We start from the raw sequence: 24,364 nt of genomic DNA, 5'->3' as shown, positions 1-24,364 counted from the left end.
GCGTCCTCGTGCTGGGCGTACTCGACGGGGATGCCCATCTCCTCCAGGGTGAGGACGGTCTTCTTGCGCAGGTCGGTCGCGAGGTCCGCCACCGTGAGCTCGAAGTAGGTCCCCGAGTCGAGCGGACGGGGCGGACCGTCGGCGCTCGGTCCGGCGAAGTAGAAGTACTCGAGCTCGGGGGCGGCGAAGCAGCTGAAGCCGCGCGCGTGGGCCAGCTCGAGCTGGCGCCGCAGGACCCCCCGGGGGCAGCCGTTGAACGGCCGACCGTCGAGGTCCGAGATGTCGCAGAACACCCGGGCGATCGTCGAGTCCTGGCCGGCGCGAAACGGCAGGATCTGGAAGGTCGTCGGGTCCGGGTGGGCGATCACGTCGCTTTCCTGGACCCGGCTGAAGCCGTCGATCGCGGAGCCGTCGAAGGTCATCCCCTCGTCGAGGGCGTCCTCCAGCTCGGCAGGGGTGATCGAGAAGGTCTTCGGGATCCCGAGCACGTCGGTGAACCACAGCTGGATGAAGCGCACGCCGCGCTCTTCGACCGTGCGCAGGACGTAGTCGCGCTGGCTCTGCATCGTGCCTCCGGGCGGTGCCAGGGGGGCCGTCGTCTCCCCGCCAGTCTCGCAGACCGGCCGGGGCGCCGCGGCCCGACCCGTCGCTACCATGAGGCGGTGGCACGGCTGCTCAGCGCCCTCTGCCAGATCGACACCGCCGTCGGCGACCTCGAGGGCAACGTCCGGCGGATCGTCGCGGCGCTCGAGGAGGCAGAGCGGGCCGGGGCCGACCTCGCCGTGTTCCCCGAGCTCGCCGTCACCGGCTACCCGCCCGAGGACCTGCTGCTCGAGCCGGCGTTCCTCGCGGCGCAGGTGCGCGCCCTCGAGGAGGTGGCGGCGAGCACCCGCCGCTGCGCGGCCGTGGTCGGCTACGTCCACGTCGGGCGCGGCCTGCACAACGCCGCAGCCGTGTGCGCGAACGGCAAGGTTCACGGGGTGTGCTACAAGAAGCTCCTGCCGAACTACGGCGTGTTCGACGAGCGGCGCTGGTTCCTTCCGGCAGGGGGCGACAGCCCGCTGTTCTCGGTCGCGGGCGTGCGCGTCGGCGTGACGATCTGCGAGGACGCCTGGCACCCCGAGGGACCCGTCGCGCGCCTGGCCGCGGCCGGCGCGGAGGTTGTCGTGAGCGTGAACGCCTCCCCCTACCGGGCCGGCGCCCTCGCCGAGCGCGAGCCGATGCTGGCGACTCGTGCCCGGGACTCGGGGTGCGTCCTCGTCTACGTCAACCTCGTCGGGGGCCAGGACGAGCTCGTGTTCGACGGCGGATCGATGGTCTTCGACGAGGACGGCGCGCTCGTCGCGAGCGTGCCGCAGTTCGCCGAGGGCGTCTTCTTCGCCGAGCTCGAGGTTCCCGCCTTCCGGCGCCCGCGTCCAGCGATCTCCCTCGTCGAGCGCCCCGAGCTCGAGCTGCCGCTCGTCGTCGTGAGCGAGGCCGCGCCGGGCGAGCGCGCGTCCGTCCCGGCGCCTCGGGCGGCACCTTCCGGCCGGGTCGAGGCGGTGTACGCAGCGCTGCGCCTCGCGACGCGCGACTACGTCGAGAAGAACGGCTTCGGCGACGTCGTCGTCGGCCTGTCGGGCGGCATCGACTCGGCGCTCGTCGCGACGATCGCCGCCGACGCCCTCGGCCCGAGGCGCGTCCACGCGGTGTCCATGCCGTCGCGCTTCTCCTCGCCCGGCTCGCTCACCGACGCCGCCGAGCTCGCGTCGAACCTCGGGATCGACCTGCGCACGATCCCGATCGAGGCGGCCCACGAGGCGATGCTCGGCCTGCTCGCGCCGAGCTTCGCCGGCCTCCCGCCCGACATCGCCGAGGAGAACCTCCAGGCTCGCATCCGCGGCACGCTCCTCATGGCGTTGTCGAACAAGTTCGGGTGGCTCGTGCTCACGACGGGCAACAAGAGCGAGACCGCCGTCGGGTACTCGACGCTCTACGGCGATACCGCCGGCGGCTTCGCCGTGATCCGCGACGTCCCGAAGACGCTCGTCTACGAGCTCGCCACCTACCGCAACGAGCTCGCTGGCACCTTCCTCATCCCGAAGGCGATCCTCGAGAAGGCACCGACCGCCGAGCTGCGGCCGGGCCAGCGCGACGTCGACTCGCTCCCGCCCTACGAGGTGCTCGACCCGATCCTCGAGGGCTACGTCGAGCGCGGCCTCGGCGTCGGCGAGCTCGTCGAGGCCGGCTTCGAGGAGGCGGTCGTGCGCCGCGTCCTCGACCTCGTCGACCGCGCCGAGTACAAGCGCCGCCAGGCGCCACCCGGTCCCCGGGTGACGAGCCGCGGCTTCGGCAAGGATCGTCGCATGCCGATCACGAACCGCTTCCGCGCGGCCGCACCGCCCCGCTTCGCGAGGACGGGCCCGTGACCTTCCCGCTCACGCTGCTCGAGTCCGCCGATCTCCTCGGCCGCTACCGCTACGTCGAGCTCGCCGCCTTCGCCGTCCTCGGCGAGCGGTCGGCCCGCTGCGAGCGGGCCGCTCTCGCCGTCTACCTCTCCGCGGCGAGCCGCGCGCACGCCTGGCGGGCGGAGCTGTTCGAGCGGCAGCTGCCCGTCTCGGCCGGCCTCCCCGGCGTCGGCGAGTGCACCCGTTCGCCGGGCCCCGAGGTCGACGAGGCGCTCGCGCTGCTCGGGTCGGCTGCCGAGGACGACCTGCTCCCGATGCTCCTCGACGCGCTCTACCCGGCGATGCTCGACGCCTACGGCGCGCGCCTCGCCGCGGCTGCCCCAGCCAGCGACGGCGGCCTCGTGCGCGCGCTGCGCCGAGCCGTCGCCGACCTCGAGGCCGTGCTCGCGGACGGACGCGCCCTCGGCGCCCCCCGTCCGGGCCTGCCGGTAGCGCAGCGGCTCGGGCGCCTGGTGGCGAGCGTCGGGGGGCCCTTCGGGCCGCTGCGTCCCGGCGATGTGGCCGGCTCGCGCCCGGCGGTGGACGGCGCGCTGGCGGCTCCGCCGGCAGGTCCCGGTCCTCGGTCCGACCCTTGACGCCGTCGTTACACTGATCGGGGAGTTCCACAGGACCCCTCAGACGTCCGCCCGGGGGCGTAGCCGTCGCGTACCACCCTCGAGGCGCGGCAGCTCCAGGTCGGCGTAGCGCGTGGCAAGCAGAGCACGGAGGCCGCAGGGTTGGCGAAGGAGCGAGTCGAGAGGGACGAGGAAGACCTCGTTCGCCTGTACCTAACCGACATCGGTCAGTACCCGCTCTTGACGAAGGACGACGAGGTCCGTCTCGCGCAGGCGATCGAGGCGCGCGCCGAGGCTGAGGCCGAGCTGGCGAAGGGGGGCAAGGACCTCACCCCGGCGCGACGGCGGGAGCTCAAGCGGCTGATCCGCCAGGGGGACGAGGCGCAGCGCACCTTCGTCCAGTCGAACCTCCGCCTCGTCGTCTCCATCGCCAAGAAGTACCAGGCATCCGGCTTGCCGCTCCTCGACCTCATCCAGGAGGGCAACCTCGGCCTGATGCACGCCGTCGAGAAGTTCGACTGGCGCAAGGGCTTCAAGTTCTCGACCTACGCCACCTGGTGGATCCGCCAGGCGATCACCCGGGGCATCGCCAACACGGGCCGGACGATCCGGCTCCCCGTGCACGCGGGCGACACCCTGGCTCGCGTGCAGAAGGCGCAGGCCCGCCTGGAGCTGAAGCTGGGCCGCCCGGCCACGCTCGCCGAGCTCGGCGCCGAGGTGGAGCTCCCCGAGGACAAGCTCATCGAGGCGCTGCGCTTCCGTGCCGAACCGCTCTCGCTCTCCGAGCCGCTGCGCGAGGACGGGGACGCTGAGCTTGGGGACGTCGTCGAGGACCGCTCGGCCGAGTCGCCCTTCGAGATGGCGGCGACCGCCCTGCTGCCGATCGAGATCAACCGCCTCCTCGCACCGCTCGACGAGCGCGAGCGGGAGATCCTCCGCCTGCGCTTCGGGCTCGATCGCGGCGAGCCGCGCACCCTCGAGGAGGTCGGCGAGCACTTCAACCTGACCCGCGAGCGCATCCGCCAGATCGAGGCGCGGGCGATGTCGAAGCTGCGACACCCCTCGAGCGACACCGGGGCTCGCGACCTCCTCTCGGTCTGAGGAGGAGGCGCGCCGCGGGCCGAGGACACCCTGCGCGCCGCCCGCCCGCATCGGAGGCTCGCTCGGCGACGCGCCAAGCCCCACGGGAGTGGGTGGCCCGCGGCGACTGACCGAGCGGTCGACGAACCAGCCGCTCGTCTCGGCTCGTCGCCCCCGCGCGCACGTGCCGCTCTCCCCACCGGGGCGCCGGTTCCCCCTTCACTGCCGGGGCGCGAAGGACGTTATAGGTAGCAGCGCCGTCGGCTCGGCGCGTCGGCGGGACGCCCGGCTCGTTCGGTGGGACGCACGTGGAAGGGCACGAACTGCTGCCTGGAAGTCCAGGGTCCGCGGGAGCACCGAACCGCCGGGCGTCGGCTCGCGCGCCCGCGCCGGATGCGTTCGACGCGCTCTACCGCGAGCATGCAGAGCGGATCCGGCGGCTGTGCTTCCTGCGGCTGGGCGACGCCGCGGAGGCGGAGGACGCGACGCAGGAGACGCTGACGAGGGCGTGGAGGGCGTTGCCGCGCCTGCGGGGCGAGCGGCGCGTGCGACCCTGGCTCGACGTGATCGCCCGCAACGTCTGCACGGACATCCTGCGGCGGCGCTCGCGGGTGACGCTCGCCTCGGCCGCGAGGATCGAGCAGCTCCTGGCCGCCCAGACCCCAGAGCGCGGCGGTACGGACCCCGACAGCGCCGCCGCGCTCGCGACGGCGCTGAGCCTGCTCCCGGCGCGCCACCGGGAGGTGCTCGCGCAGCGCGAGGTCCTGGGCTGGACCTACCGGCGGATGGCCGCCCACGGGGCCGTCGACGTCGCCACGATCCAGACCCGCATCTTCCGGGCGCGACGTGCGCTGCGAGCGCGCTTCGTCGCCGCGAGGCAGGCGCTGCTCGAGGTGGTGCCGATCGCGGGTCGGCTCCGCCAGCAGGTCCGCCACGCCGGCTCCCTCCTCGTGCGGCTCCCGGCAGGGCTCGGCGGGGCGACGTCGCCGGGCTGGCTCTTCGCATCGCCGCTGCGCCGGCTCGCAGCGACAGCGGCCGTCGCGGCAGCAGTCGGCGCGGGGCTCACCGCCTCGGAGCCGCGCGGTGCACCGACGGTCTCACCGCCGCTCACCCCGGCCGCGCCCGCGGCGGTCCCGGCGCGACCGCCGGTGGTCCCCGCTGCGCCGCCACCGCCGCGGCGCCAGGCCATGCCCGCGTCCGCGGTCCCCGCGACACGGCCCTCGACGCGCACCGCGGCTCCGACGCCACGCGCGCTCGCGCCCAGCCGGCCGTCACCCAACCGACCGGCGCCCGCCTCGTCGTCGCCCAGCCGACCGTCACCCGGCGTGCCCGTCCGGTCCAGCCCGCGTGCCCCGAGCCCGCCCGGGCCACCCGGCAGCCCCGCCAGGGCGCCCGGAGGGCCGCCACCTGCGTCGCCGGGAGGTCCGCCACCTGCGTCGCCGGGAGGGCCGCCTCCCGGCGGCCCCCCCGTCGCCGCGAGCCTCGCGGTGGCGGGCAGCACCGTCGCGGCGGTCGGCTCGCTGGCGAGCTCGAGCGCGGCGCAGGTCGCGGCGACGACGGCTGCCGTGGCCGGAGCCGCCGCGTCGACGGTCGGCACGGTCGCGGGCCAGGCGAGCGCCCAGGTCGCAGCGCGTGCCTCGGCGGCTGTCGCGGTCCTGCGCCAGGCAGCACCGGCACTCGGCGCCGCGCTGGCCCCGTAGCGCCGAAGCTCTGGCGGTCCAGGCGCCGAAGCCACGCGGAGCCACGCGGCTCTCGCCGTCAGCCCTCGCCCCCGGCCTCGAGCGGGCGCGTGCTCGGCGAGCGAGCCCATCCCGAGGTGCGCGGCGCGCTGCAGAAGATTCGCGTCCCCTCGCCCGTTCAGTGGAGGAGATCGGCTGCCGGAGTCGGAGGGAGAGACGATGGCGCGCTTCAGGCGACTGCGCGGGAAGGGAAGGTGCGGGGCGATCGGCGCGTCCGGTGCGGCACCCCCGGCGGCGAGCTCGCTGCCTCGGTGGGGCCCCGCCCGTCGGGCGAGCCCGCGGGCTCTCGACCGGCTGGCACTCGACCTCGCCTTCCAGCTCGTCCGGGCGTGCGTGCTCGGTGACGAGGAGCGCTGCGAGGCGCTGCTCACCTCCGCCGTGGTGCACGCCGCCGCGACGCTCGGCGACGGCGAGGGAGGGGCGTCCTGGCTCCTCGACCTCCTGTCCGGCCTCGTGCTCGCGGCGTCCTACCTGGCCGCGAAGGCGCAGCTCGACGATGGCCATCCGACGTTCGGCGAGCTCGTCGAGGAGGTGCACGCGACCCTCGCGAGCTTCGGCCGTAACCTTCGTGGGCCGGACGGGGACGACCGGACCTGAGGCGGGCGCGCACGTGACGGCGCCGCGGGACGCTCGTGCGCAGGTGCCCGCTGGGGCGCGAGGCACGTGCGGGAGCAGGAGTCGGTGCTGAGAGCGCCGCGGGTGCGAGCGCTCGCCCGGAGCGAGTGCCTGGCCGCGCTCCGCAGCACCTGCCTCGGTCGCGTCGCACTGAGCGTCGGTGCGCTCCCGGCGATCGTGCCGGTCGCCTTCTCGCTGGCTGGTGACCGCCTCGTCTTCGGCGCGCTCGGCGGCCGCCCGCTCCCGCTCGTCGGCCGGCGCCCCGTCATCGTCGCGTTCCAGGCCGACGCCTACGACGAAGCGCAGCGGTGCGGCTGGAGCGTCGTGGTGGTCGGGCCGGCCGGACCGGGGCGCGAGCCATCGGGCAGCCCGGCCGAACGGGAGTGCCGAGGCGGTCCGCTCGTGCGCGCCTGCGTGCTCGACCGGGCCATCGACCTCGACCCGGCGCTGGTGTCGGGTCATCGCTACGAGGCGTCGGGAGGATGTCCGTGAGGGAGGCGACGGTTGCGTCGGGCGCCTGGTCCTCCTGTCCCCGGCGAGGGCGCGCTCCGCCCCCGGCCCAGCGCCGGCTGCCCGCTCGCCCGAGCGCGCCGGCCGGCCTCGGCCACCGGCGGCGCTCTAGCGTGTGGCATGGCACTGCGCATCTTCACCGAGCCCCAGCAGGGCGCCTCCTACGACCAGCTGCTCGCCGTGGCGCGCGCCGCCGAGGCATGCGGCTTCGACGCCTGGTTCCGGTCGGACCACTTCCTCAAGATGGGGGCGGCGACGGGGCTTCCCGCCTACACGGACGCCTGGACGACCCTCGCCGGCCTCGCCCGCGAGACGTCGCGCCTTCGGCTCGGCACGCTCGTCTCGCCGGTGACTTTCCGTCCGATCGGGACGTTCCCGGTCGTGGCCGCCCAGGTCGACCACATGAGCGGCGGCCGTGTCGAGGTCGGACTCGGTGCCGGGTGGTACGAGGCCGAGCACGAGGCGTACGGCCTACCGTTCCCTTCCGCGGCCGACCGCTACGACCTGCTCGAGGACCAGCTCGCAATCCTGCACGGGGTCTGGTCGGCCGCCCCGGGGGCCACCTTCGAGCACGCGGGGTCGACCTGCTCGGTCCGTCTGGAGGCGGACCCGCTCCGGCCGCTGCAGCGCCCCCACCCGCCGATCGTGCTCGGCGGGCGCGCCGGGCCGCGCCTCGCGAGCCTCGCGGCCCGCTACGCCGACGAGTTCAACGCGTCCTTCGTGTCGGCGCGCGAGGCCCAGCGGCGCTTCGAGGCGGTGCGCCGCGCCTGCGAGGCCGTCGGGCGCGACCCGGAGACGGTCGTCACCTCGGTGGCCCTCGTGCTGTGCTGCGGCGCGTCGCCAGCCGAGCTCGAACGGCGGGCTCGTGCGATCGGGCGGGACGTCGCGGAGCTGAGGGAGCACGGCCTCGCGGGGTTCCCTGCGGAGGTCGTGGACAAGATGGCCCGCTACCGCGACGCGGGCGCGCGCCGCTTCTACCTCCAGGTGCTCGATCTCGCCGACCTCGACCACCTGCGACTCGTGGGCGAGGAGGTCCAGCCGTTCGTCGAGGCGTGCTGACGAGGCGTGCGCCGTCGCGAGCCGCGACGCTCCGAAGGCGAGCGCGGCAGCGCCCGGAAGGGCGCGGCGAGCCCCGGTAGCATGCGGTCCATGTTGAAGAAGCTGGTCATCGTGGCGGTGCTCGTCGCGCTCGGCATCGTGGCCGCTCGACGCCTGCGCCCGAGCTAGGGGACGCAGCGCTCCTCGAGCTTCGGTGCGCCGTCGCCGAGGCCGCGGCCGTTCAGCCACCGGCCGAGCGCGACGGCGAGGGAGCCGGCGACGGCGACGACGAGGCCGTAGGCGACTCGGCGCTGGGGCACCGCGACGCGCATGCGGTCACGCACGCGCACCGGATTGGCGAACGTGCACACCTGCCAGGAGCGCTCGCGTGCCAGTCGCGCCAGGATCCGGTCGGGGTTGACCGCGACGGGGTGGCCGACCGCCTCGAGCATCGGCAGGTCGGTGTAGGAGTCGCTGTAGGCGAACGAGCGCGAGAGGTCGACCCCCTCGGCGGCAGCGAGGGCCCGCATGGCGTCCGCCTTGTACGGGCCGTAGGCGTAGAAGGCCATGCGCCCCGTGTAGCGGCCCTGCTCGTCGACCTCCGCCTCGCTCGCGATCGTGGCCTCGACTCCGAGGTGGCGCGCGAGCGGCGAGACGATCTCCGCCGGCGACGCGGAGACGATGACGACGAGGTGGCCCTGCGCGCGGTGGTGCTCAATGAGGTCGAGCGCCTCTGCGTAGATGATCGGCTCGACGATCTGAGCGAGCGCCTCGTCCACGATGGCGCGTACCACCTCTCGGTCCCACCCCTTCGTCAGGCGGAGGACGGCCTCGCGCACCTTGTCGAGCCGGTGCTCGTTCGCCCCGAGGTGGAGGTAGACGAGCTGGGCGAACAGGGCGCGTGCGAGCGAGCGCCGGTTGAGCAGCCCGCCTTCGTACAGCGGCCCGCGCAGCGCCGCCATGGCCGCCTTGGCGATGATCGTCTTGTCGAGGTCGAAGAAGGCAGCCTCGCGGCCTGTGGTGGGCGAGGGGCCGCGCTCGGGCGTCTTCGTCACGGCGCGACGAGGAGGCTGCGCACCTCGTCCTCGGCCTCGCCGGTGACGAGGAGGAGCACCTCGTCGCCCACCTGGAGCGTGGTGTCGCCGCGGGGGACGACGAGGTCCCCCTCGCGCACCACGGCGACGACGGTCGCGCCCCGGGGCAGGCCGAGGTCGGCGATGCAGACGCCCGCCGCGGGCGAGCGCTGCGCGAGCGTCACCTCGACGAGGCGGGCGTCGGACCCCTCGAAGTGCAGGAGCCGGACCAAGGTGCCGACGGAGACTGCTTCCTCGACGAGCGCGGAGAGCAGGTGCGGCGTGGAGACCGCGATGTCGACGCCCCAGGTCTCGTTGAACAGCCAGTGGTTCTTCGGGTGGTTCACCCGCGCGATGACGCGCGGGACGGCGAACTCCTGCTTGGCGAGCAGGGAGATGACGAGGTTGTCCTCGTCGTCGCCGGTGGCGGCCACGACGACGTCCGCCTTGTCGAGCTCGGCGGCCTGGAGCGTGTCCACCTCGCACGCGTCGGCGGCGACGAGCTGGATCGAGGCACCGCGCGGGACGCGCTCGACGGTGCCGGGGCTCTTCTCGATGACGAGGACGTCGTGGCCGCTCGCTGCGAGGTCCTCGGCGAGGAAGGTCCCCACGGCACCGGCGCCCGCGATCACCACCCTCACGGACGGACCCCCCCCTCCTCCTCGGTCCCGACCGGCCCCGCGAGCGCCTCGTCGAGCAGCGCTCGCGCGCCGAAGGTGACGGCGATGTAGAGGATGTCACCCTCCTGGCCGATCAGGTCGGCGGGACCGAGCTGGGGCACGCCCCCGCGCGTCACGGCGACGACGCGGGCCCCCGTCTCGGCCTCGAGGTCGGCGAGGCGCCGTCCGCACCAGGCCGTCGGCAGGGAGCGCTCGACGAGCCGGATCCGCCCGCTCGGGTCTGCCCACTCGACCGCGCCGCGCTCGGGAAAGAGCCTGCGCAGCACCTGCTCGGTCGTCCAGGTGACCGTCGCGACGGTCGGTATGCCGAGGCGCTGGTAGATCTCGGCGCGCCGTGGGTCGTAGATGCGCGCGACGACGTTGGAGATCTCGTAGGTCTCGCGCGCGATGCGGGCGCACAGCACGTTGGAGTTGTCGCCGCTCGTCACCGCGGCGAGCGCGCCCGCCCTCGTCGCCCCCGCCTCCTCGAGGCGGTCGCGGTCGAAGCCGGCACCGAGGACCTTCGTGCCGGGCCAGTCCTTCGGGAGGCGCTTGAAGGCGGACTCGAGCTTGTCGATGACGGCGACCGTGTGGCCGTCGCGCACGAGCTCGACGGCGAGACGGGCCCCGACACGCCCGCAACCGACGATGACGACGTGCATCGGCATATCGAACACGCCATCGAGCCGGCGCACAACTCGCGACGGCGACGTCGCGCGCCGCGCGGCCGCGCTGGCCGGCATGCTGGACGCTCGGTAACCTTCCGCCCGATCCGCACCAGGATTGGAGCCGTGGCCAAGTCTCTCGTCATCGTCGAGTCGCCTGCGAAGGCCAAGACAATCGCCCGCTTCCTCGGTCCCGACTACATCGTCGAGTCCTCGGTGGGCCACATCCGGGACCTGCCGCGCTCGGCGGCGGAGGTGCCCGCGGCGTACAAGGGCGAGCCGTGGGCGCGCCTCGGCGTCGATGTGGAGAACGGCTTCAAGCCGCTCTACGTCATCTCCAAGGACAAGCAGGAGCGGGTGCGCAAGCTGCGCGGGCTCCTCAAGGGTGCGAGCGAGGTGCTGCTCGCGACGGACGAGGACCGCGAGGGCGAGTCGATCGCCTGGCACCTGCTCGAGGTGCTCGCGCCGCGCGTGCCGGTGAAGCGCATGGTCTTCCACGAGATCACGCGCCAGGCCATCGAGGCCGCGATCGCCGCGCCACGGGACCTCGACCGTCGGCTCGTCGACGCCCAGGAGGCCCGGCGCATCCTCGACCGCCTCTACGGCTACGAGCTGTCGCCGGTGCTGTGGAAGAAGGTGATGCAGGGACTGTCTGCCGGTCGGGTGCAGAGCGTGGCAACGCGCATCGTCGTCGAGCGCGAGCGGGAACGCATGGCCTTCCGGCCGGGCACGTGGTGGGGCCTCACCGGCCGCTTCGCCACGGAGGCGGGCGGGACCCTCGACGCCGAGCTCGCGCTCCTCGGCGGCCGGCCGCTCGCGAGCGGCTCCGACTTCACCGCGGCCGGGGAGCTGGAGCACCCCGAGCGCGTCGTCCTCCTCGACGAGGTCGGGGCGCGCGCGCTCGCCGACGCGCTCGCACCCGCTCGCTTTCGCGTCGCCGCCGTCGACGAGAAGCCCTACCGGCGCTCGCCAGCCCCGCCCTTCATCACCTCGACGCTCCAGCAGGAGGCGGCCCGAAAGCTGCGGTTCTCGGCGCAGCGGACGATGCAGGTCGCCCAGCGCCTCTACGAGCAGGGCTACATCACGTACATGCGGACCGACTCGACGACGCTCTCGTCGAGCGCCCTCGCCGCTGCTCGCCGCCAGGCCAGCGCGCTCTTCGGCGAGGCAGCGGTCCCGCCCCGGCCGCGCACCTACGACCGGAAGGTGCGCAACGCCCAGGAGGCGCACGAGGCGATCCGCCCGGCGGGCGAGGACTTCCGCCTGCCCGCCGAGCTCGCGGACGAGCTCGGACGCGACGAGCTGCGCCTCTACGAGCTCATCTGGCAGCGCACCGTCGCCTCCCAGATGGTCGACGCCACGGGCGTCACCGCGCGCGTGCGGATCGTGGGCAGGACGACCGGCGACTCGCCGGCGGCCCCCGAGGGCACCGAGGCGGAGTTCGCCGCGACGGGAACGGTCATCACCGTCCCGGGTTTCCTCAGCGTCTACGCCGAGGGCGACGACGAGGAGGAGGCCGCTCCCGGCGAGCGGCGCCTGCCGGCGCTGCGCGCCGGGGAGCACCTCGAGGTGCACGCCGTCGACGCCGAGGGGCACTCGACGAAGCCGCCCGCGCGCTTCACCGAGGCGTCCCTCGTCCGGCGTCTCGAGGAGCTCGGCGTCGGCCGGCCCTCGACGTACGCGAGCATCCTGCAGACGATCCAGGACCGCGGCTACGTCTGGAAGAAGGGCAGCGCGCTCGTCCCGTCCTTCACCGCCTTCGCGGTGGTCAACCTCCTCGAGCGGCACTTCCCGCAGCTCGTCGACTACAACTTCACCGCCGCGATGGAAGACGATCTCGACGAGATCGCCTCCGGGCAGGAGGAGGCCGTCCCCTGGCTGGAGCGCTTCTACTTCGGCGCCCCCGACGGCGACGGCGAGCACGTCGAGCCCGGGCGGGGCCTCAAGGAGGCGGTCTCCGAGCACCTCGCGGCGATCGACGCGAGGGAGGTGAACTCCATCCCCCTCGGGACCGACGCCGCGGGCCGGCCCATCGTGGTGCGCGTCGGCCGGTACGGCCCCTACCTGCAGCGCGGCGAGGAGCGGGCCGCGATCCCGGAGGACCTCCCCCCGGACGAGCTCACCGTCGCCCGGGCCGAGGAGCTCCTCGCCGCACCCTCGGGCGAGCGCCTGCTCGGCACCGACCCGGCGACCGGCCTGCCCGTGCTCGTGCGCGCCGGCCGCTTCGGCCCCTACGTCCAGCTCGGGGAGGCCGAACCGGGGAGCAAGCCGCGCACGGCGTCGCTGTTCAAGTCGATGTCGCCCGACAGCGTCACCCTCGAGCAGGCGCTCGCCCTCCTCGCCCTGCCCCGCGTCGTCGGGCGCGACCCGGCGACCGGCGAGGAGGTCGTGGCGCGCAACGGCCGCTACGGCCCCTACGTGCAGCGGGGCGGCGACTCCCGCAGCCTCGAGAGCGAGGAGCAGCTCCTCGACATCACCCTCGCCGAGGCGCTCGAGCTCTTCGCTCGCCCGAAGCAGCGCACCTACGGACGCGCCGGCGCGGCGCGCCCCCTCGGGGTCGACCCTGACACGAACCAGGCCGTCACGCTCCGTTCCGGCCGCTTCGGTCCCTACGTGACCGACGGCACGGTGAACGCCTCGCTGCGGCGGGGCGACGATCCCGAGACGCTCAGCCTCGAGCGCGCCCTCGAGCTGCTCGCCGAGCGGCGTGCCGCCGGCCCGGCGCCGACCCGGCGCCGGCGCGCCGGGACGGCGAAGGCCGCCACCACGGCCGAGAAGGCGGCCGGCAAGGCCGCGCGCGCCTCGACGAGGGCAGCCGGATCCCCACGGGCCGCGAAGAAGGCCGCGCCGACGGCGGAGGCCGCGCCGAGGCGGGCGGCTGGCGGGCGTCGAGCCCGGTCCTGAGGAGCGCCCGGGGCCGTAGTCTTTCGGCTCGTGGGCGCCCGCTTCATCGTCTTCGAGGGTGGGGAGGGGGCTGGGAAGTCCACGCAGGCACGCCTGCTCGCCGAGCGGCTCGGGGCTGAGCTGACGCGAGAGCCGGGCGGGAGCCCGCTCGGGGAGCACCTCCGCTCGCTCCTGCTCGAGCACCGCCTCGGCCCCCTCGATCCTCGCGCCGAGCTCCTGCTCGTGGCGGCGGCCCGCGCCCAGCACGTCGCCGAGCGCATCCGCCCGGCGCTCGCCGCTGGGCGCAGCGTCGTGTGCGATCGTTTCAGCGGGTCGACCCTCGCCTACCAGGGCTACGGGCGCGGCCTACCGCTCGCGCAGGTCGAGGCCGTCTGCCGCGTCGCCTCGGACGGCCTCGTGGCGGACCTCACGATCCTGCTCGATGTCCCGCTGGAGGTGGCGGCCTCCCGTCGCGCCGGGGCGCGCGACCGAATCGAGGCCGAGGATCCCCACTTCCACCGCCGGGTGGCGGCGGGGTTCCACGCGCTCGCGGCGGGCGACCCGGATCGCTGGGCCGTGATCGACGGGACGGGCGACCCCGGCGCCGTCCACGCACGCGTCCTCGCCCTCCTCGCCGCGCGCTTCGAGGAGGTGGCGTGACCGCTCGCGAGCTGCCGCCCGTGCTCGCCGGGGTGGCCGGCCAGGCACGCGCCGCCGGCTTGCTGGCCTCCTCGCTCGCCGCGCCGGTCCACGCCTACCTCTTCGTCGGGCCGCCCGGCTGCGGCAAGCGGGAGCTCGCGCGCGCGTTCGCCGCGGCGCTCGTGTGTCCCGCGAGCGGCTGCGGCGCCTGTCCGTCGTGTCGCGACGCGCTCGCCGGGCGCCACGTCGACGTGGTCGTCGTCGAGCGCCAGGGCGCCTCGATCCTCGTCGACGACGCGAGGGCGGTCGTCGCGCTCGCCCAGCGCTCTCCGGCCGCCGGGGCACGCCAGGTGATCATCCTCGTCGACTTCCACCTCGTGGACGAGGCTGGCCCGGCGCTGCTCAAGACGCTCGAGGAGCCGCCGCCCTCGACCGTCTTCCTCGTGCTCGCCGAGCACGTCCCCCCGGCGCTCGCCACCATCGCGAGCCGCTGCGTCACCGTCGAGCTCGCGTCGCTCGACGCCGCCACGATCGAGGAGGTCCTCCGCGCGGAGGGGGTGCCCGATGCGGTCGCCCCGGCTGCCGCTGCCGCCGCCGCGGGGCGGCTCGACCGGGCGCGCCTGCTCGCACGCGACCCGGGGTTCGCGGCGCGCCAGGCGCGCTGGCGCGCCGTCCTCGACCGCCTCGACGGCACGGGGGCGACGGTGGCGCTGCTCGCGGAGGAGCTCGCGGCCGCGCCGGACGAGCTCGTCGAGGTCCTCGCCCAGCGTCAGGCCGCCGAGCTCGACGCCGCGCTCGAGGCCGCGGCGCGCGCGGGGGAGCGTCGGCTCGTCGGGCGGCGGGAGATCGAGGAGCGGCACCGGCGCGAGCGGCGTCGGGTGCGCACCGATGAGCTGCGCGCCGGCCTCGCGACGCTGGCGGCCGTCCTCCGGGAACGCCTCGGGACCGGCGAGGCGCCCGCGCACCGCAGCGCCCGCCTGCTCGCGGCGTGCGCGGCGATCGACGCGGCGTCGAAGGAGCTGGTGCGGAACCCGAACGAGCTCCTGCTCCTCCAGTCGCTCCTGCTCGAGCTCGACGCCTGAGCGCCGGGCGCCGCCCTACGGCGCAGGCGGGCGCGCCACGGCGATGATGACGACCTCGTCGTGGGCGCCGTCGACCCGCGCCGTCGCGCAGCTCGCGCCTGTCCCGCCGGCGCTCGCGCCCGGCACGACGCGCCAGCCGCTCATCGCGAAGCGCGCGATCGCTGCTTCCGCCACCTGCACGGCCGCCTGCTCCCCGACGCAGGCTGCGGCGGTGAGGCGGCTGGAGAGGTAGGAGACGAAGCTCGCGAGGCGCACGTCCTCGGGCGTCGGCGGCAGGGCGGCGGGCAGACCGAGCCGGGTGCACACGTCGCTGGAGGTCCCGGGGAAGAGGCCCTCGGTGCCCGAGGGGAGGATGCAGCCGACGAAGCGCGGCGCGCTCCCGCTCGAGGGCGACGCGCTCGGCGCGGCGAGCTCGCAGGCGGCGACCGGGTCGCTGCCGGCGCCGGGCGCGAAGCGCGCCGCCTGCAGGCTGTCGCTCGCGTAGCACACCACGGCGAAGGACTGGCTCGGCGGCGCGTTCGCCAGCGTGTAGCCGGCGGCGGTGGCCCCGAGCGCGAGGACGCCCGCCAGGGGGGCGAGGACGCGCCGGCGGCGCCACCACGGAACCGCGGCGGCGGCCCGCTCCGCCACGATCGACGCGAGGAGCGCCTCGGCACGCGCGCTGAGCCTGCTGGGAGCCGGCTGCGCACGCCGCGGGTTCGCGCCCCGCAGCACGTCGAGGAGGTCGGGCCGCTCGCCTGCGGGCGTGGCGAGCTGGCTCGCTCGCCCGTCGTCGCGCGCGCCCGCGAGGATCGACTCGCGAAGCGCCTCGGCACGCATGCTGAGCCCGGCCGGCGCGACCGTGGGGGCCGGGTTGTGCCGACGGAGGAGGTCGAGCTCGGGCGCTCGTGCCGGCGCGTGCCGCGTCGCGGCCGCGCGCCGGGCGGCGAGGACGGGCGTGAGCTGCCAGTGCCACGCGAGGCGCCGCCGCTTCGTGGCGAGGATCGCGTCGCACAGCGCGACGGCCGACGCCGAGCGTCGGGCGCCGCGCACCGCCTCGGCCGGCACGGGGTCTGCTGCCCGCAAGAGGGCGATCGGGTCGGCGACCGGCTCAGGCATGGGCGCTCGCGTTCCGCTGCGTGTCGCCAGCGCCGGCCGGCGCCCGCGGGGTGCTGAGCGCGGCGAGCTCGTGCTTGAGCGCGAGGCGGGCGCGGTGGAGGCGGATGGCGAACGCGTTCGGCGAGCAGCGCAGCACCTCGGCCGCCTCGGCGTAGGAGAGCTCCTCCCAGGCCACGAGGCGCAGCACCTCCTGCTCGCGGGGCTTGAGGCGTGCCAGGGCGGCGAGCACGAGCGCCTCCTGGTCGCCGGCCTCGTCGAGGTCGTGCGCTGCGCTGCTCGTCCGCAGGCGGCCGAGGCGACCGAGGAGGTGGTCGCGCCGCGACGCGCTGCGTCGCTGGTTGGCGAGCGTGCGCCAGGCGACGCGATACAGCCACGTCAGCGTGAACGGCTCGGGCGCGAGCTTGTCGATGCGGCGCCAGGCGGTCGTGAACGTGGAGGCGACGATCTCCTCGGCGTCCTCGCGCGTCGGACAGCGACGGAGCGCGTAGGCGAGGACTGCGTCGTAGTGGCGCTCGAAGGCGGCGCGAAAGCGCGCGACGTCGTCGGCCGGCGCGCTCACGGTGCCGCCGAGCCGTCTCGTCGCATGCAACCATGATGGCGCGTCTTCGCGGTAGGAGAGCGCGTTCATGCCTGCCGCTCGCTCGAGGATTGCTTCTTGTTCGGCCAGTTTCTCAATCTTTCAGCAAAATCCTGAAATAATTTCTCCGAGGTACTGCAACCCTTGCTTGGAGCGGCCTATCATGCCTCGTGAAGTATCAATGTCCGAGAGGACTTTTGATGTTTCGCCGTTGAAGCGCGAGGACGCCTCCGGTTGTGGCGGAGCCGGGGCTCGAGCAGCAAGGAGCAGGATGCGAAGGCACATCGGAAGGATCATCGGCGCGGCAGCGGCGGCCGCGCTGCTCGTCGCGCTCCCTGCGAGCGCGGCGCCCCGGCACTCGGGAGCCCGTCGGGCGTCGACCTTCGCGGCGCCGACGCGGGCCGCGCGCGCGTCGGCGGTTCGCCACGAGCCGTCGCCGGTCGGCCCCGAGGGCTACGCCACCTACAACGGCCAGACCATCGACCTGGCGCAGGGATGGGACGGCGCGAAGGCCTGCGCGGCGTACGCGAACGGCGCGACCGAGTGCTTCAGCTCGGCCGACGCGATGTACCGCTCGATCGGCGCCTACCCGACGGTCCAGGGCGGCACGATCTCGAGCGCGCAGCTACGGGGGCACGCGAGGGCGCTCGCTCGGCGCGCGCTCGCGCGGCTGCGCTCCTTCAGGCTCGGCACGTCGGCGCGAGCGGTCGGCCACGGCGCCTACTGCCAGGCGAACTGGGAGTGGCTCTACCTCTACCAGAACATCAACTACGGCGGGACGGTGCTCGCCCTGCAGATCACCGACTACTGGTACGACCTGTGGGACTACGGCTTCGGTGACCAGCTCTCGTCGTACATCAACGACACCGCCTGCTACTTCTACGGGGTGCAGAACGGCGACGGCAGCGGGGCCTACATCTTCGGCAACCCCTGGGAGGCCGAGAGCTACGTCGGCAACGCCGTCAACGACCTGATCAACTACATCTACATCTCGTCGTAGCGGGCTAGCGCCCCTCCGAGCGGCCCTGCCCGAGCGAGCGCTCGGCGGGGCTGCTCGGCAGCCGGGCTGCGGTGCGCGCTCGAGCTGGGGCACGGCTCGAGCGCGCACCGCCCGCCGGGGTGCTGCCGGGCGCGCGAGCACGGGCCGCCGCCCGCAGCTTGAGCTTGCTCGGAGGCCTCGGAGGCCTCGCCGCGGTGCCCGTCGGCGTTCGCGGCTTCGGCGCCTTCGCAGCGGCTGGCCGCGCCCGTGTGCCTGCGGGGCTCGGCGTGCGCGGCCTCGACGCCTTGGCCGCCGCCCGCAGCTTGAGCTTGCTCGGGGGCCTCGCCGCGGCGCCCGGCCGCGAGGACCCTGGCGTCGCCACGCGCGCCGCCGGCGCGGCTGGCGCCGCCCCGGGCGTTCCCGTGCCCGCGCGCGCCGCCCGGCTCGGGCCCGAGGCCGCCGCGGTGGACCGCCGCGGCGCGAGCCTGGCCGGCCGTGGGGGCTTCGCCGCCTTCGTGCCCGGCGTCGCGCGCGAGCCCGAGCGGCTCGACGGACCGGGGTCGCGGCGCATCGGTGGCAGGTGCGGGCGCCGCTGCGCGCGCGCCTCGGCACGCGGCCGCGCCGAGGCGCGCTGGGCTGGCGAGCTGCGCTGGGCTGGCGAGGTCCTGCTGGCAGCGCCGGACGGCGCGGCACCGACGCGCGTCGGTGCCGCTCGGCGGGACGTGCCGGGGGGCTTGCGGCGCGGGCTCGGTGGGCCGGCCGCGGCGAGCGGGCGCCGCGGCGCTCGCGCCGGCTTCGGGAGCGTCGGGCGCCGGGGTGCAGCGCGCTTCGTCGCCCCGGCGCGAGCCGCGGCCGGCGCGTGGTTGGCGCGAGGCCCGGGCCGCGTTGCGCCCGGGGCCGCGCCTGCCGTCGTGCTCCCGGCGCGCGCCGAGCGAGGCCGGCGCACGGCGGCACGGTCCGGCCTGGCGGCCGCCGCCGGGTTCGGGCGGCCTGGCCGCTTCGGCAGGTGCGGCGCGCGCAGCTTCCTCGGCCCGTCGGGCACGGCCCACACCCTACCGAGCCCGCCTGGCGCGAGGCGGGATTCGCGCAGGTTCGCCGGCGAGGAGCTCGCCTGGCCGAGCGCCTCGCCAGCTCGACTCGCGTGCGAAGATCGGGTGCGAGACCGCGGCGCCGGCAGCGGTGGCGCGCTGTGCCTGGAGGAGGGACCCTGCAGCCGACGTTCGAAGCCGAGGTCACGCCCGGGATGACGAGCGCCGAGGCGATCGAGCTCGCTCGCCTCGCCGAGGAGGTGGGCTTCGACCGGCTTGGCATCTCCGACGTCGTCTTCTGGCCGGACTGCTTCGTGCTCCTCGCGCTCGCTGCTCGCGAGACGACGAGGATCGAGCTCGGTCCGATGGTCACGAACCCCTACTCGCGCCACCCGGCGGTGCTCGCCGGGATCATGGCGACCCTCCAGGATGCCTCGGACGGGCGCGCGTTCCTCGGGATCGGGGTCGGCGCCGGCCTCGAGCAGCTCGGCATGGCCTACGAGCGGCCCGTCGCCGCGCTGCGCGAGGCGGTGACGGCGATCCGGGCGCTGCTTCGCGGCGAGGAGGTGCACCTCAACGGCCGGACGATCACGATCGACGGCGGTCGCATGGTCGGTCCGGTGCGCCCCGTGCCGGTCTCGATCGGCAGCCGGAGCCCGCAGATCCTGCGCCTCGCCGGCGAGCTCGCCGACGTCGCGCTCGTCGGCGGTCGGCTCGCCGACGGGGAGGTCGCCGCCGGCTACCGCCGGCTCGTGGCCGAGGGAGCGGCGCGGGCTGGCCGCTCCCCGGAGGACGTCGAGATCGCGCTGCGCCTGACGGTGTGCGTCTCGCGTGACGGGGTGCTCGCGCGAGCGAGCGTCCGCCGCTACGCCGCCCACTACGCCGCGATCGTCCGTCCCCCGGACCTGGCCGAGCGGGACGGCGGGCGGTGGATGGCGAGGGTCGAGGCCGCCCTCGCCCGCTCGAAGGGCTGGTACTTCGCCCACGACCGCTCCGACGATCCCGAGCTCGACGAGCTCGTCGACGACGAGGTGGTGCGCCGCTTCGCTGTCGCGGGGACGCCGGCCGAGTGCGCCGAGCTGGCGAGCCGGGCGCTCGCGCTGGGCTTCACGAGCGCGAGCATGAACCTCGCCGCGCCCCGGCGCCCGTCGATGTTCGAGGGGCTGCGCGAGACGCTCGAGGGCTGCGCCGAGGTGCTCGCCCGGCTCCGAGCCACCGCCCGCCCGGGTGGTGGCGCTGGAGGAGCGAGCGGGTGAGGCCGTCGCCGGCCCGCCCGAAGACCCGCTTCGAGGCGGTCGTCTTCGACTGGGACGGCACCGCGGTCGCCGATCGCGCGAGCGACGCGGGGGCGCTGCGCGCACGGGTCGAGTCGCTCGTTGCGGCCAGCGTCGACGTCGTCGTCGTGAGTGGTACCAACGTTGGCAACGTCGACGGGCAGCTGCGCGCCCGGCCGCGGGGGCCCGGCCACCTGTACCTCGCCCTCAACCGGGGATCGGAGGTCTTCGCCGTCGGCGAGCGCGGTCCGGAGCTCCTCCATCGCCGCGAGGCGGGCCCGGCCGAGCTCGCGGCGCTCGACCAGGCGGCCGCGCGCACCCTCGAGTGGCTCGCCAGCCGGGGGCTTCGCGCCCGGGTCGTCACCTCCCGCCTCAACCGGCGCAAGATCGACCTCGTCCCGACGCCCCGCTGGGCCGACCCGAGGAAGACCGAGGTCGCCCGCCTCCTCGCGGCGGTCACTCGGCGCCTGCGGGCGAAGGGCGTCGCCGGCCTGGCCGAGGTGGTGGACGTGGCGCGCAAGGCCGCGGCCGAGGCGGGCCTCGTGGACGCCCGCGTGACGAGCGACGCGAAGCACGTGGAGATCGGCCTCACGGACAAGTCGGACTCGATGCGCTGGGTCCTCGGCGAGCTCTGGCGGCGCGGGGTGGGGCCTGGGCTCGTCCTCGTCGTCGGCGACGAGTTCGGCCCGCTCGGCGGGGTGCCCGGCAGCGACGCCCGCCTGCTCGACCCGGGCGGTGGGCGGGCCGTCGCCGTCTCGGTCGGCGTCGAGCCGGGAGGGCCGCCCGAGGGGGTCCTCTGGCTCGGCGGCGGGCCGTCGATGCTCCTGCGGCTCCTCGACGACCAGCTCGAGCTCCGCCGGCGCCGGGCGGTCCCGCGCGTCGACCTCGACCCGGACTGGTCCGTGGCTCTCGGGCGGGAGGAGCGGGACCCGAGCGTGCAGGGGAGCCTCTTCGCGCTCGGCTCGGGCAGTCTCACGGTGCGTGGCGACCTCGAGGACGCGGACGCGCGGGCGCTGCGCATGGCGCTGCTCCCGGGCGTGTTCGGCAGGGGGAGCGACGGGATGCCGAGCCTGCTGCCCGGTCCCTCGAGCACGGCGCTCGGCGGCGACGTGACCACCCCGTGCCTGCGGATCCTCGACCTGCGCACCGGGGTGCTCGTGCGGGAGCCGCCAGGCGGCGAGGAGGGCCTGCGCACGGCGCGCTTCGTCCCCCTCACCGCCGGGAACGCCGTCGCGCTGCGCGCCGAGGCGCGCGGCAGGACCTGGCCGGCGCGCGCCCTCGTCGACCCCGATCCCGGTGCCTTCGGCGCGCTCGCCCCGCAGCTCGTTGCCCGCGCCGGGAGCGACGGCACGGTGGACTGGGCGGTCACGGCAAGCGGCGACGTCTCGATCGCGGCGGTCGCCTGCCAGGAGACCACCGAGAGCGAGGGGGTCAGCGCGCTCGAGCGCTTCGCCGTCTACGGGGCGGTGCGCCGCGGGGCGCGCCGGCGCCGCCGACTCGATCGGCAGCTCGCCGCCGTGCGCGAGGAAGGCTTCGACGCCCTGCTCGCCGCCCACCGCGCGGCGTGGGCGTCACGCTGGGAGCGCGCCGACGTGGTCGTGCACGGCGACGAGGCCGCGCAGCGAGCCCTGCGCTTCGCCCTCTTCCACCTCCTCAGCGCCGCGCCGCCGTCCGGTGAGGCGGCGGTGGGCGCCCGGGGCGCGACCGGCCTCGGCTACGCCGGCCACGTCTTCTGGGACGCCGACGTCTTCGTCCTCCCGGCCCTCGCAGCGACGTTCCCGGAGGGCGCACGCTCGATGATCGCCTACCGGCTGAACCGCCTCGAGGCGGCCCGCTACGAGGCGGCCGCCCGCGGCCTGCCGGGCGCTCGCTTCCCGTGGGAGTCCGCCGACAGCGGACGGGACGTGACGCCCCGGCGCGTGAGGGACTGGCAGGGACGCGAGGTGGCGATCCACACCGGCGAGCGCGAGGAGCACATCAACGCCGACGTCGTGTGGGCGATGCACCACTACCGGTGCTGGACCGGGGACGACGCCGTCCTCGAGGGCCGCGGGCGCGAGCTCGTCCTCGACACCGCCCGCTACTGGGCGGCTCGCGCCGAGTGGGACCGGGACGGCAGGGCGCACCTGCGCGGCGTCATCGGGCCAGACGAGTACCACGAGCTCGTCGACGACAACGCGTACACGAACGTCATGGCGCGCTGGCACCTGCGCTACGCGGCCGCGCTCGCCCGAACGGGCGGGGCGTCGCGCCGTGAGCGCGAGCGCTGGCAGCGCCTGGCGGCAGCGCTCGTCGATGGCTTCGACCCGGCCTCGGGCGGCTACGAGCAGTTCGACGGGTACTTCGGCCTCGAGCCGCTCCTGATCACGGAGTTCGCCGAGCCGCCGGTCGCGGCCGACATCCTGCTCGGCAGGGAGCGGCTCGCCCGTTCGCAGGTCGTGAAGCAGGCGGACGTGCTCATGGCCCACCACCTCGTCCCCGGCGAGCTTCACCCCGGGGCGCTCGCGGTCGACGCCGACTTCTACCTGCCGCGCACGGCGCACGGGAGCTCGCTGTCCCCCGCCATCCACGCTGCCGTGCTGGCGCGCCTCGGGCGCGGCGACGAGGCACTGGAGCTGTTCCACCTCGGCTGCCGGATCGACCTCGACGACGTCACGGGGACGACGGCCGGCGGCGTCCACCTCGCGGCGATGGGCGGCCTCTGGCAGGCTGCCGTGGTCGGCTTCGCGGGGATCCGCCCGGGCGAGGAGGCGCTCGCGCTCGACCCGGCGCTGCCGGACCGCTGGCGACAGCTCGACGTGTGCCTGCACTTTCGCGGGCAGGCGCTGCGCGTCGAGATCGCCCACGACGCGCTCGTCCTGCGCGCCGAGCGGCCGGTGCCGGTGCGTGTCGGCCGCTCCCCGGTGGCCGTCGGCTCGACGGTGCATGGGACGCGGTCTCCTGCGGGATGGACACGGGCGTGACCGTCGTCCTCGCCGCGCTCGATGACAGCCCGGCCGCCCAGCCGACGCTCGCGGCGGCCGGGCTGCTGGCCAAGGTGCTCGGCGCCGAGCTGCGAGCGATCCACGTGGTCACCGGCGCCGGGCGCACGGTCGCCGCGCTATGCGAGCGCAGGGGCGTCGAGCTGCGCCAGCTCGAGGGCCCAGCGTCCGAGCTCCTCGTGGCGGCGCTGTCGGATCCGGAGGCGGTGGCGCTCGTCCTCGGCAGCCGCGGCCATCCCGCCGGCAGGCGACCGGCAGGCCGCACGGCGCTCGAGGTGATCCAGCGGGTCGAGAAGCCGGTGCTGCTCGTGCCGCCGGAGGCCAGCGCCGAGCGCTGGGAGCGGGTGCTCGTCCCGCTCGACAGCACCGCGGCGGCCTCCCGGGGGGTGGACGAGGTGGTGCGGCGGCTCGCCGATGCCGGCCTCCAGGTGCTCGGCCTGCACGTCTTCGACGCGAAGACCGCGCCGCGCTACTGGGACGCGTCCCAGCACGGCGCCCAGGTCTGGTCCACGGCCTTCCTCGCCCGCCACCTCCCTCACCTCGGCGCGCAGCTCCACCTCCGGACGGGGGCCGCCGGTCAGGAGATCACGCAGTTCTCAGCCGAGCACGACGTCGACGTCGTCGTGCTCGGCTGGTCGCGCGATCTGACCGAAGGCAGGGCGGCGACGGTGCGCGACGTGCTCAGCCGCTCTCGCGTCCCGGTGCTCCTGCTGCCGGTGGCGAGCGCCGAGGGCTGAAGGCGGCCACGCCCGCTGGCGCCGGCCTGGAGCGGGCGGCGACGCTCGGGTGATGCTCGGGCCTCGGCGGTGCGAGGCGCGCGCCGGGCGCTCGGCGCCGAGCCGGAGGGATGCGCCTCGCTGGGCGTCCACGACCCACGCGCCGGGGCGCGCGCCCGACCGCAGGGTCCCCGACTCGCGTCGAGGGGACCTTCGCGTCGCGTCGTCCAGCGCGGACGGCGACGGCGTGCTCCTCGCTGCGCAGCCGGGCACGCGCCGGCGTGCCGCGGTGTCGGGGTCGACGAGACGGTCGACGCCCACGACGTTGCGATCGGGCTCGACGAGGCGAGCGCGGCGAGCGCCGCCCCCGCCGAAGCGAGGCCCGCGTCGGCCACCGGTCGCACCTCGGCGGTGGCGTCGGGCGCTCCCGCCCGCCGTCGAGCGATGTCCACGACTCGCCCGATGCCTACGGCGGCGACGGTCGCAGCGTCGCCTCCTCGGGGCGCCGGCTCGCCGGTGCCCACCTGGGGCGCAGGAGCCGAGCGAGATCCGGTGGCTCCTCTTGGCCTCGTGCGGCGGCCACGACGGCTGACACGAAAACCCTGTCATCGGGACGCGCGAGGTCAAGGGGTGCGGGGCGGAGCCCCGCTCGGGACGAAGTCCCGCTGTTCAGTCCTGGGGACAGCTCAGGCGGCTTCGGCTGGCTCGATCGTGACGCGAAAGCCGA

At 75.4% G+C, this 24,364-nt stretch carries 20 protein-coding genes; 14 read left to right on the top strand and 6 right to left on the bottom strand.

Annotated elements, in window-relative coordinates:
* On the bottom strand, positions 1-566 hold a 566-nt coding region (locus VKV23_00100; protein ID HLI14443.1), incomplete at its 3' end, for a glutamine synthetase beta-grasp domain-containing protein.
* A gap of 96 nt (positions 567-662) precedes the next feature.
* On the opposite strand from VKV23_00100, the gene VKV23_00095 reads away from it, so the two are divergent.
* The 7 genes from VKV23_00095 to VKV23_00065 all read left to right on the top strand — a co-directional run bounded on the left by VKV23_00095 (position 663) and on the right by VKV23_00065 (position 8,004).
* On the top strand, positions 663-2,408 hold the full coding sequence (locus tag VKV23_00095) for an NAD+ synthase (protein ID HLI14442.1): 1,746 nt from the start codon (positions 663-665) through the stop codon (positions 2,406-2,408).
* Positions 2,405-3,022 carry a hypothetical protein gene (locus VKV23_00090; GenBank protein ID HLI14441.1) on the top strand — a complete coding sequence of 206 codons (618 nt, stop codon included), beginning with the start codon at positions 2,405-2,407 and terminating at the stop codon, positions 3,020-3,022. Before VKV23_00095 ends, VKV23_00090 begins: the two co-directional genes overlap by 4 nt.
* A 141-nt stretch (positions 3,023-3,163) precedes the next feature.
* On the top strand, positions 3,164-4,102 hold the full coding sequence (locus VKV23_00085) for a sigma-70 family RNA polymerase sigma factor (protein HLI14440.1): 939 nt from the start codon (positions 3,164-3,166) through the stop codon (positions 4,100-4,102).
* Between the two features lie 287 nt (positions 4,103-4,389).
* Complete coding sequence (locus tag VKV23_00080; protein ID HLI14439.1) at positions 4,390-5,781, top strand: sigma-70 family RNA polymerase sigma factor; 1,392 nt, start codon at positions 4,390-4,392, stop codon at positions 5,779-5,781.
* A gap of 198 nt (positions 5,782-5,979) precedes the next feature.
* Positions 5,980-6,417, top strand: coding sequence for a hypothetical protein (locus VKV23_00075; GenBank protein HLI14438.1), 438 nt, complete (start codon positions 5,980-5,982; stop codon positions 6,415-6,417).
* An 84-nt stretch (positions 6,418-6,501) separates the two neighbouring features.
* Positions 6,502-6,927, top strand: coding sequence for a pyridoxamine 5'-phosphate oxidase family protein (locus tag VKV23_00070; GenBank protein ID HLI14437.1), 426 nt, complete (start codon positions 6,502-6,504; stop codon positions 6,925-6,927).
* Positions 6,928-7,065: 138 nt separating this feature from the next.
* Positions 7,066-8,004, top strand: a complete 939-nt coding sequence (locus VKV23_00065) for a TIGR03560 family F420-dependent LLM class oxidoreductase (GenBank protein HLI14436.1) — start codon at positions 7,066-7,068, stop codon at positions 8,002-8,004.
* Positions 8,005-8,168: 164 nt separating this feature from the next.
* Here VKV23_00065 and VKV23_00060 read toward each other — a convergent pair whose 3' ends face one another.
* Genes VKV23_00060 through VKV23_00050 form a run of 3 tightly spaced genes read right to left on the bottom strand, consistent with a single transcriptional unit; the run spans position 8,169 to position 10,383 of the window.
* Positions 8,169-9,038 (bottom strand): HAD-IB family hydrolase, encoded by an 870-nt coding sequence (locus tag VKV23_00060; GenBank protein HLI14435.1) that lies wholly within the window; start codon positions 9,036-9,038, stop codon positions 8,169-8,171.
* Entirely contained in the window at positions 9,035-9,697 is a 663-nt protein-coding gene (locus tag VKV23_00055) for a TrkA family potassium uptake protein (protein HLI14434.1), read from the bottom strand. Before VKV23_00055 ends, VKV23_00060 begins: the two co-directional genes overlap by 4 nt.
* Positions 9,694-10,383 (bottom strand): TrkA family potassium uptake protein, encoded by a 690-nt coding sequence (locus tag VKV23_00050; GenBank protein HLI14433.1) that lies wholly within the window; start codon positions 10,381-10,383, stop codon positions 9,694-9,696. Before VKV23_00050 ends, VKV23_00055 begins: the two co-directional genes overlap by 4 nt.
* 123 nt (positions 10,384-10,506) lie before the next feature.
* On the opposite strand from VKV23_00050, the gene topA reads away from it, so the two are divergent.
* From topA to VKV23_00035, 3 genes are read left to right on the top strand one after another with little or no spacing between them, the layout of a single operon-like run.
* Positions 10,507-13,284: a type I DNA topoisomerase gene (gene topA, locus VKV23_00045; protein ID HLI14432.1), complete on the top strand. Its 2,778-nt coding sequence runs from the start codon at positions 10,507-10,509 to the stop codon at positions 13,282-13,284.
* A gap of 30 nt (positions 13,285-13,314) precedes the next feature.
* The gene (gene tmk, locus VKV23_00040) at positions 13,315-13,923 is read left to right on the top strand and encodes a dTMP kinase (GenBank protein ID HLI14431.1); all 609 of its coding nucleotides are present in this window, start codon (positions 13,315-13,317) and stop codon (positions 13,921-13,923) included.
* Positions 13,920-14,984 carry a hypothetical protein gene (locus VKV23_00035; protein HLI14430.1) on the top strand — a complete coding sequence of 355 codons (1,065 nt, stop codon included), beginning with the start codon at positions 13,920-13,922 and terminating at the stop codon, positions 14,982-14,984. The genes tmk and VKV23_00035 overlap by 4 nt, the downstream gene beginning before the upstream one ends.
* A gap of 15 nt (positions 14,985-14,999) precedes the next feature.
* Here the strand turns inward: VKV23_00035 and VKV23_00030 are convergent, their stop codons facing one another.
* Together VKV23_00030 and VKV23_00025 are read right to left on the bottom strand one after the other, a co-directional pair.
* Positions 15,000-16,082 carry a hypothetical protein gene (locus tag VKV23_00030; protein HLI14429.1) on the bottom strand — a complete coding sequence of 361 codons (1,083 nt, stop codon included), beginning with the start codon at positions 16,080-16,082 and terminating at the stop codon, positions 15,000-15,002.
* Entirely contained in the window at positions 16,075-16,710 is a 636-nt protein-coding gene (locus VKV23_00025) for an RNA polymerase sigma factor (GenBank protein ID HLI14428.1), read from the bottom strand. The genes VKV23_00030 and VKV23_00025 overlap by 8 nt, the downstream gene beginning before the upstream one ends.
* 220 nt (positions 16,711-16,930) lie before the next feature.
* Between VKV23_00025 and VKV23_00020 the strand changes: the two genes are divergently transcribed.
* The 4 genes from VKV23_00020 (at position 16,931) to VKV23_00005 (ending at position 23,658) form a co-directional block, all read left to right on the top strand.
* Positions 16,931-17,659 carry a hypothetical protein gene (locus tag VKV23_00020; protein ID HLI14427.1) on the top strand — a complete coding sequence of 243 codons (729 nt, stop codon included), beginning with the start codon at positions 16,931-16,933 and terminating at the stop codon, positions 17,657-17,659.
* Positions 17,660-18,881: 1,222 nt separating this feature from the next.
* The gene (locus VKV23_00015; protein HLI14426.1) at positions 18,882-19,922 is read left to right on the top strand and encodes an LLM class flavin-dependent oxidoreductase; all 1,041 of its coding nucleotides are present in this window, start codon (positions 18,882-18,884) and stop codon (positions 19,920-19,922) included.
* Positions 19,919-22,903, top strand: coding sequence for a glycosyl hydrolase family 65 protein (locus tag VKV23_00010; GenBank protein ID HLI14425.1), 2,985 nt, complete (start codon positions 19,919-19,921; stop codon positions 22,901-22,903). Before VKV23_00015 ends, VKV23_00010 begins: the two co-directional genes overlap by 4 nt.
* The gene (locus VKV23_00005; protein HLI14424.1) at positions 22,888-23,658 is read left to right on the top strand and encodes a universal stress protein; all 771 of its coding nucleotides are present in this window, start codon (positions 22,888-22,890) and stop codon (positions 23,656-23,658) included. Before VKV23_00010 ends, VKV23_00005 begins: the two co-directional genes overlap by 16 nt.
* Positions 23,659-24,364: the final 706 nt, after the last annotated feature.

Source organism: Acidimicrobiales bacterium, from assembly GCA_035294085.1.
In the GTDB taxonomy this organism is placed as follows: Bacteria; Actinomycetota; Acidimicrobiia; order Acidimicrobiales; family Bog-793; genus DATGLP01.
The sequence above is the reverse complement of the archived record's forward strand: the minus strand, read 5'-3'. Positions and strand labels throughout refer to the sequence as shown.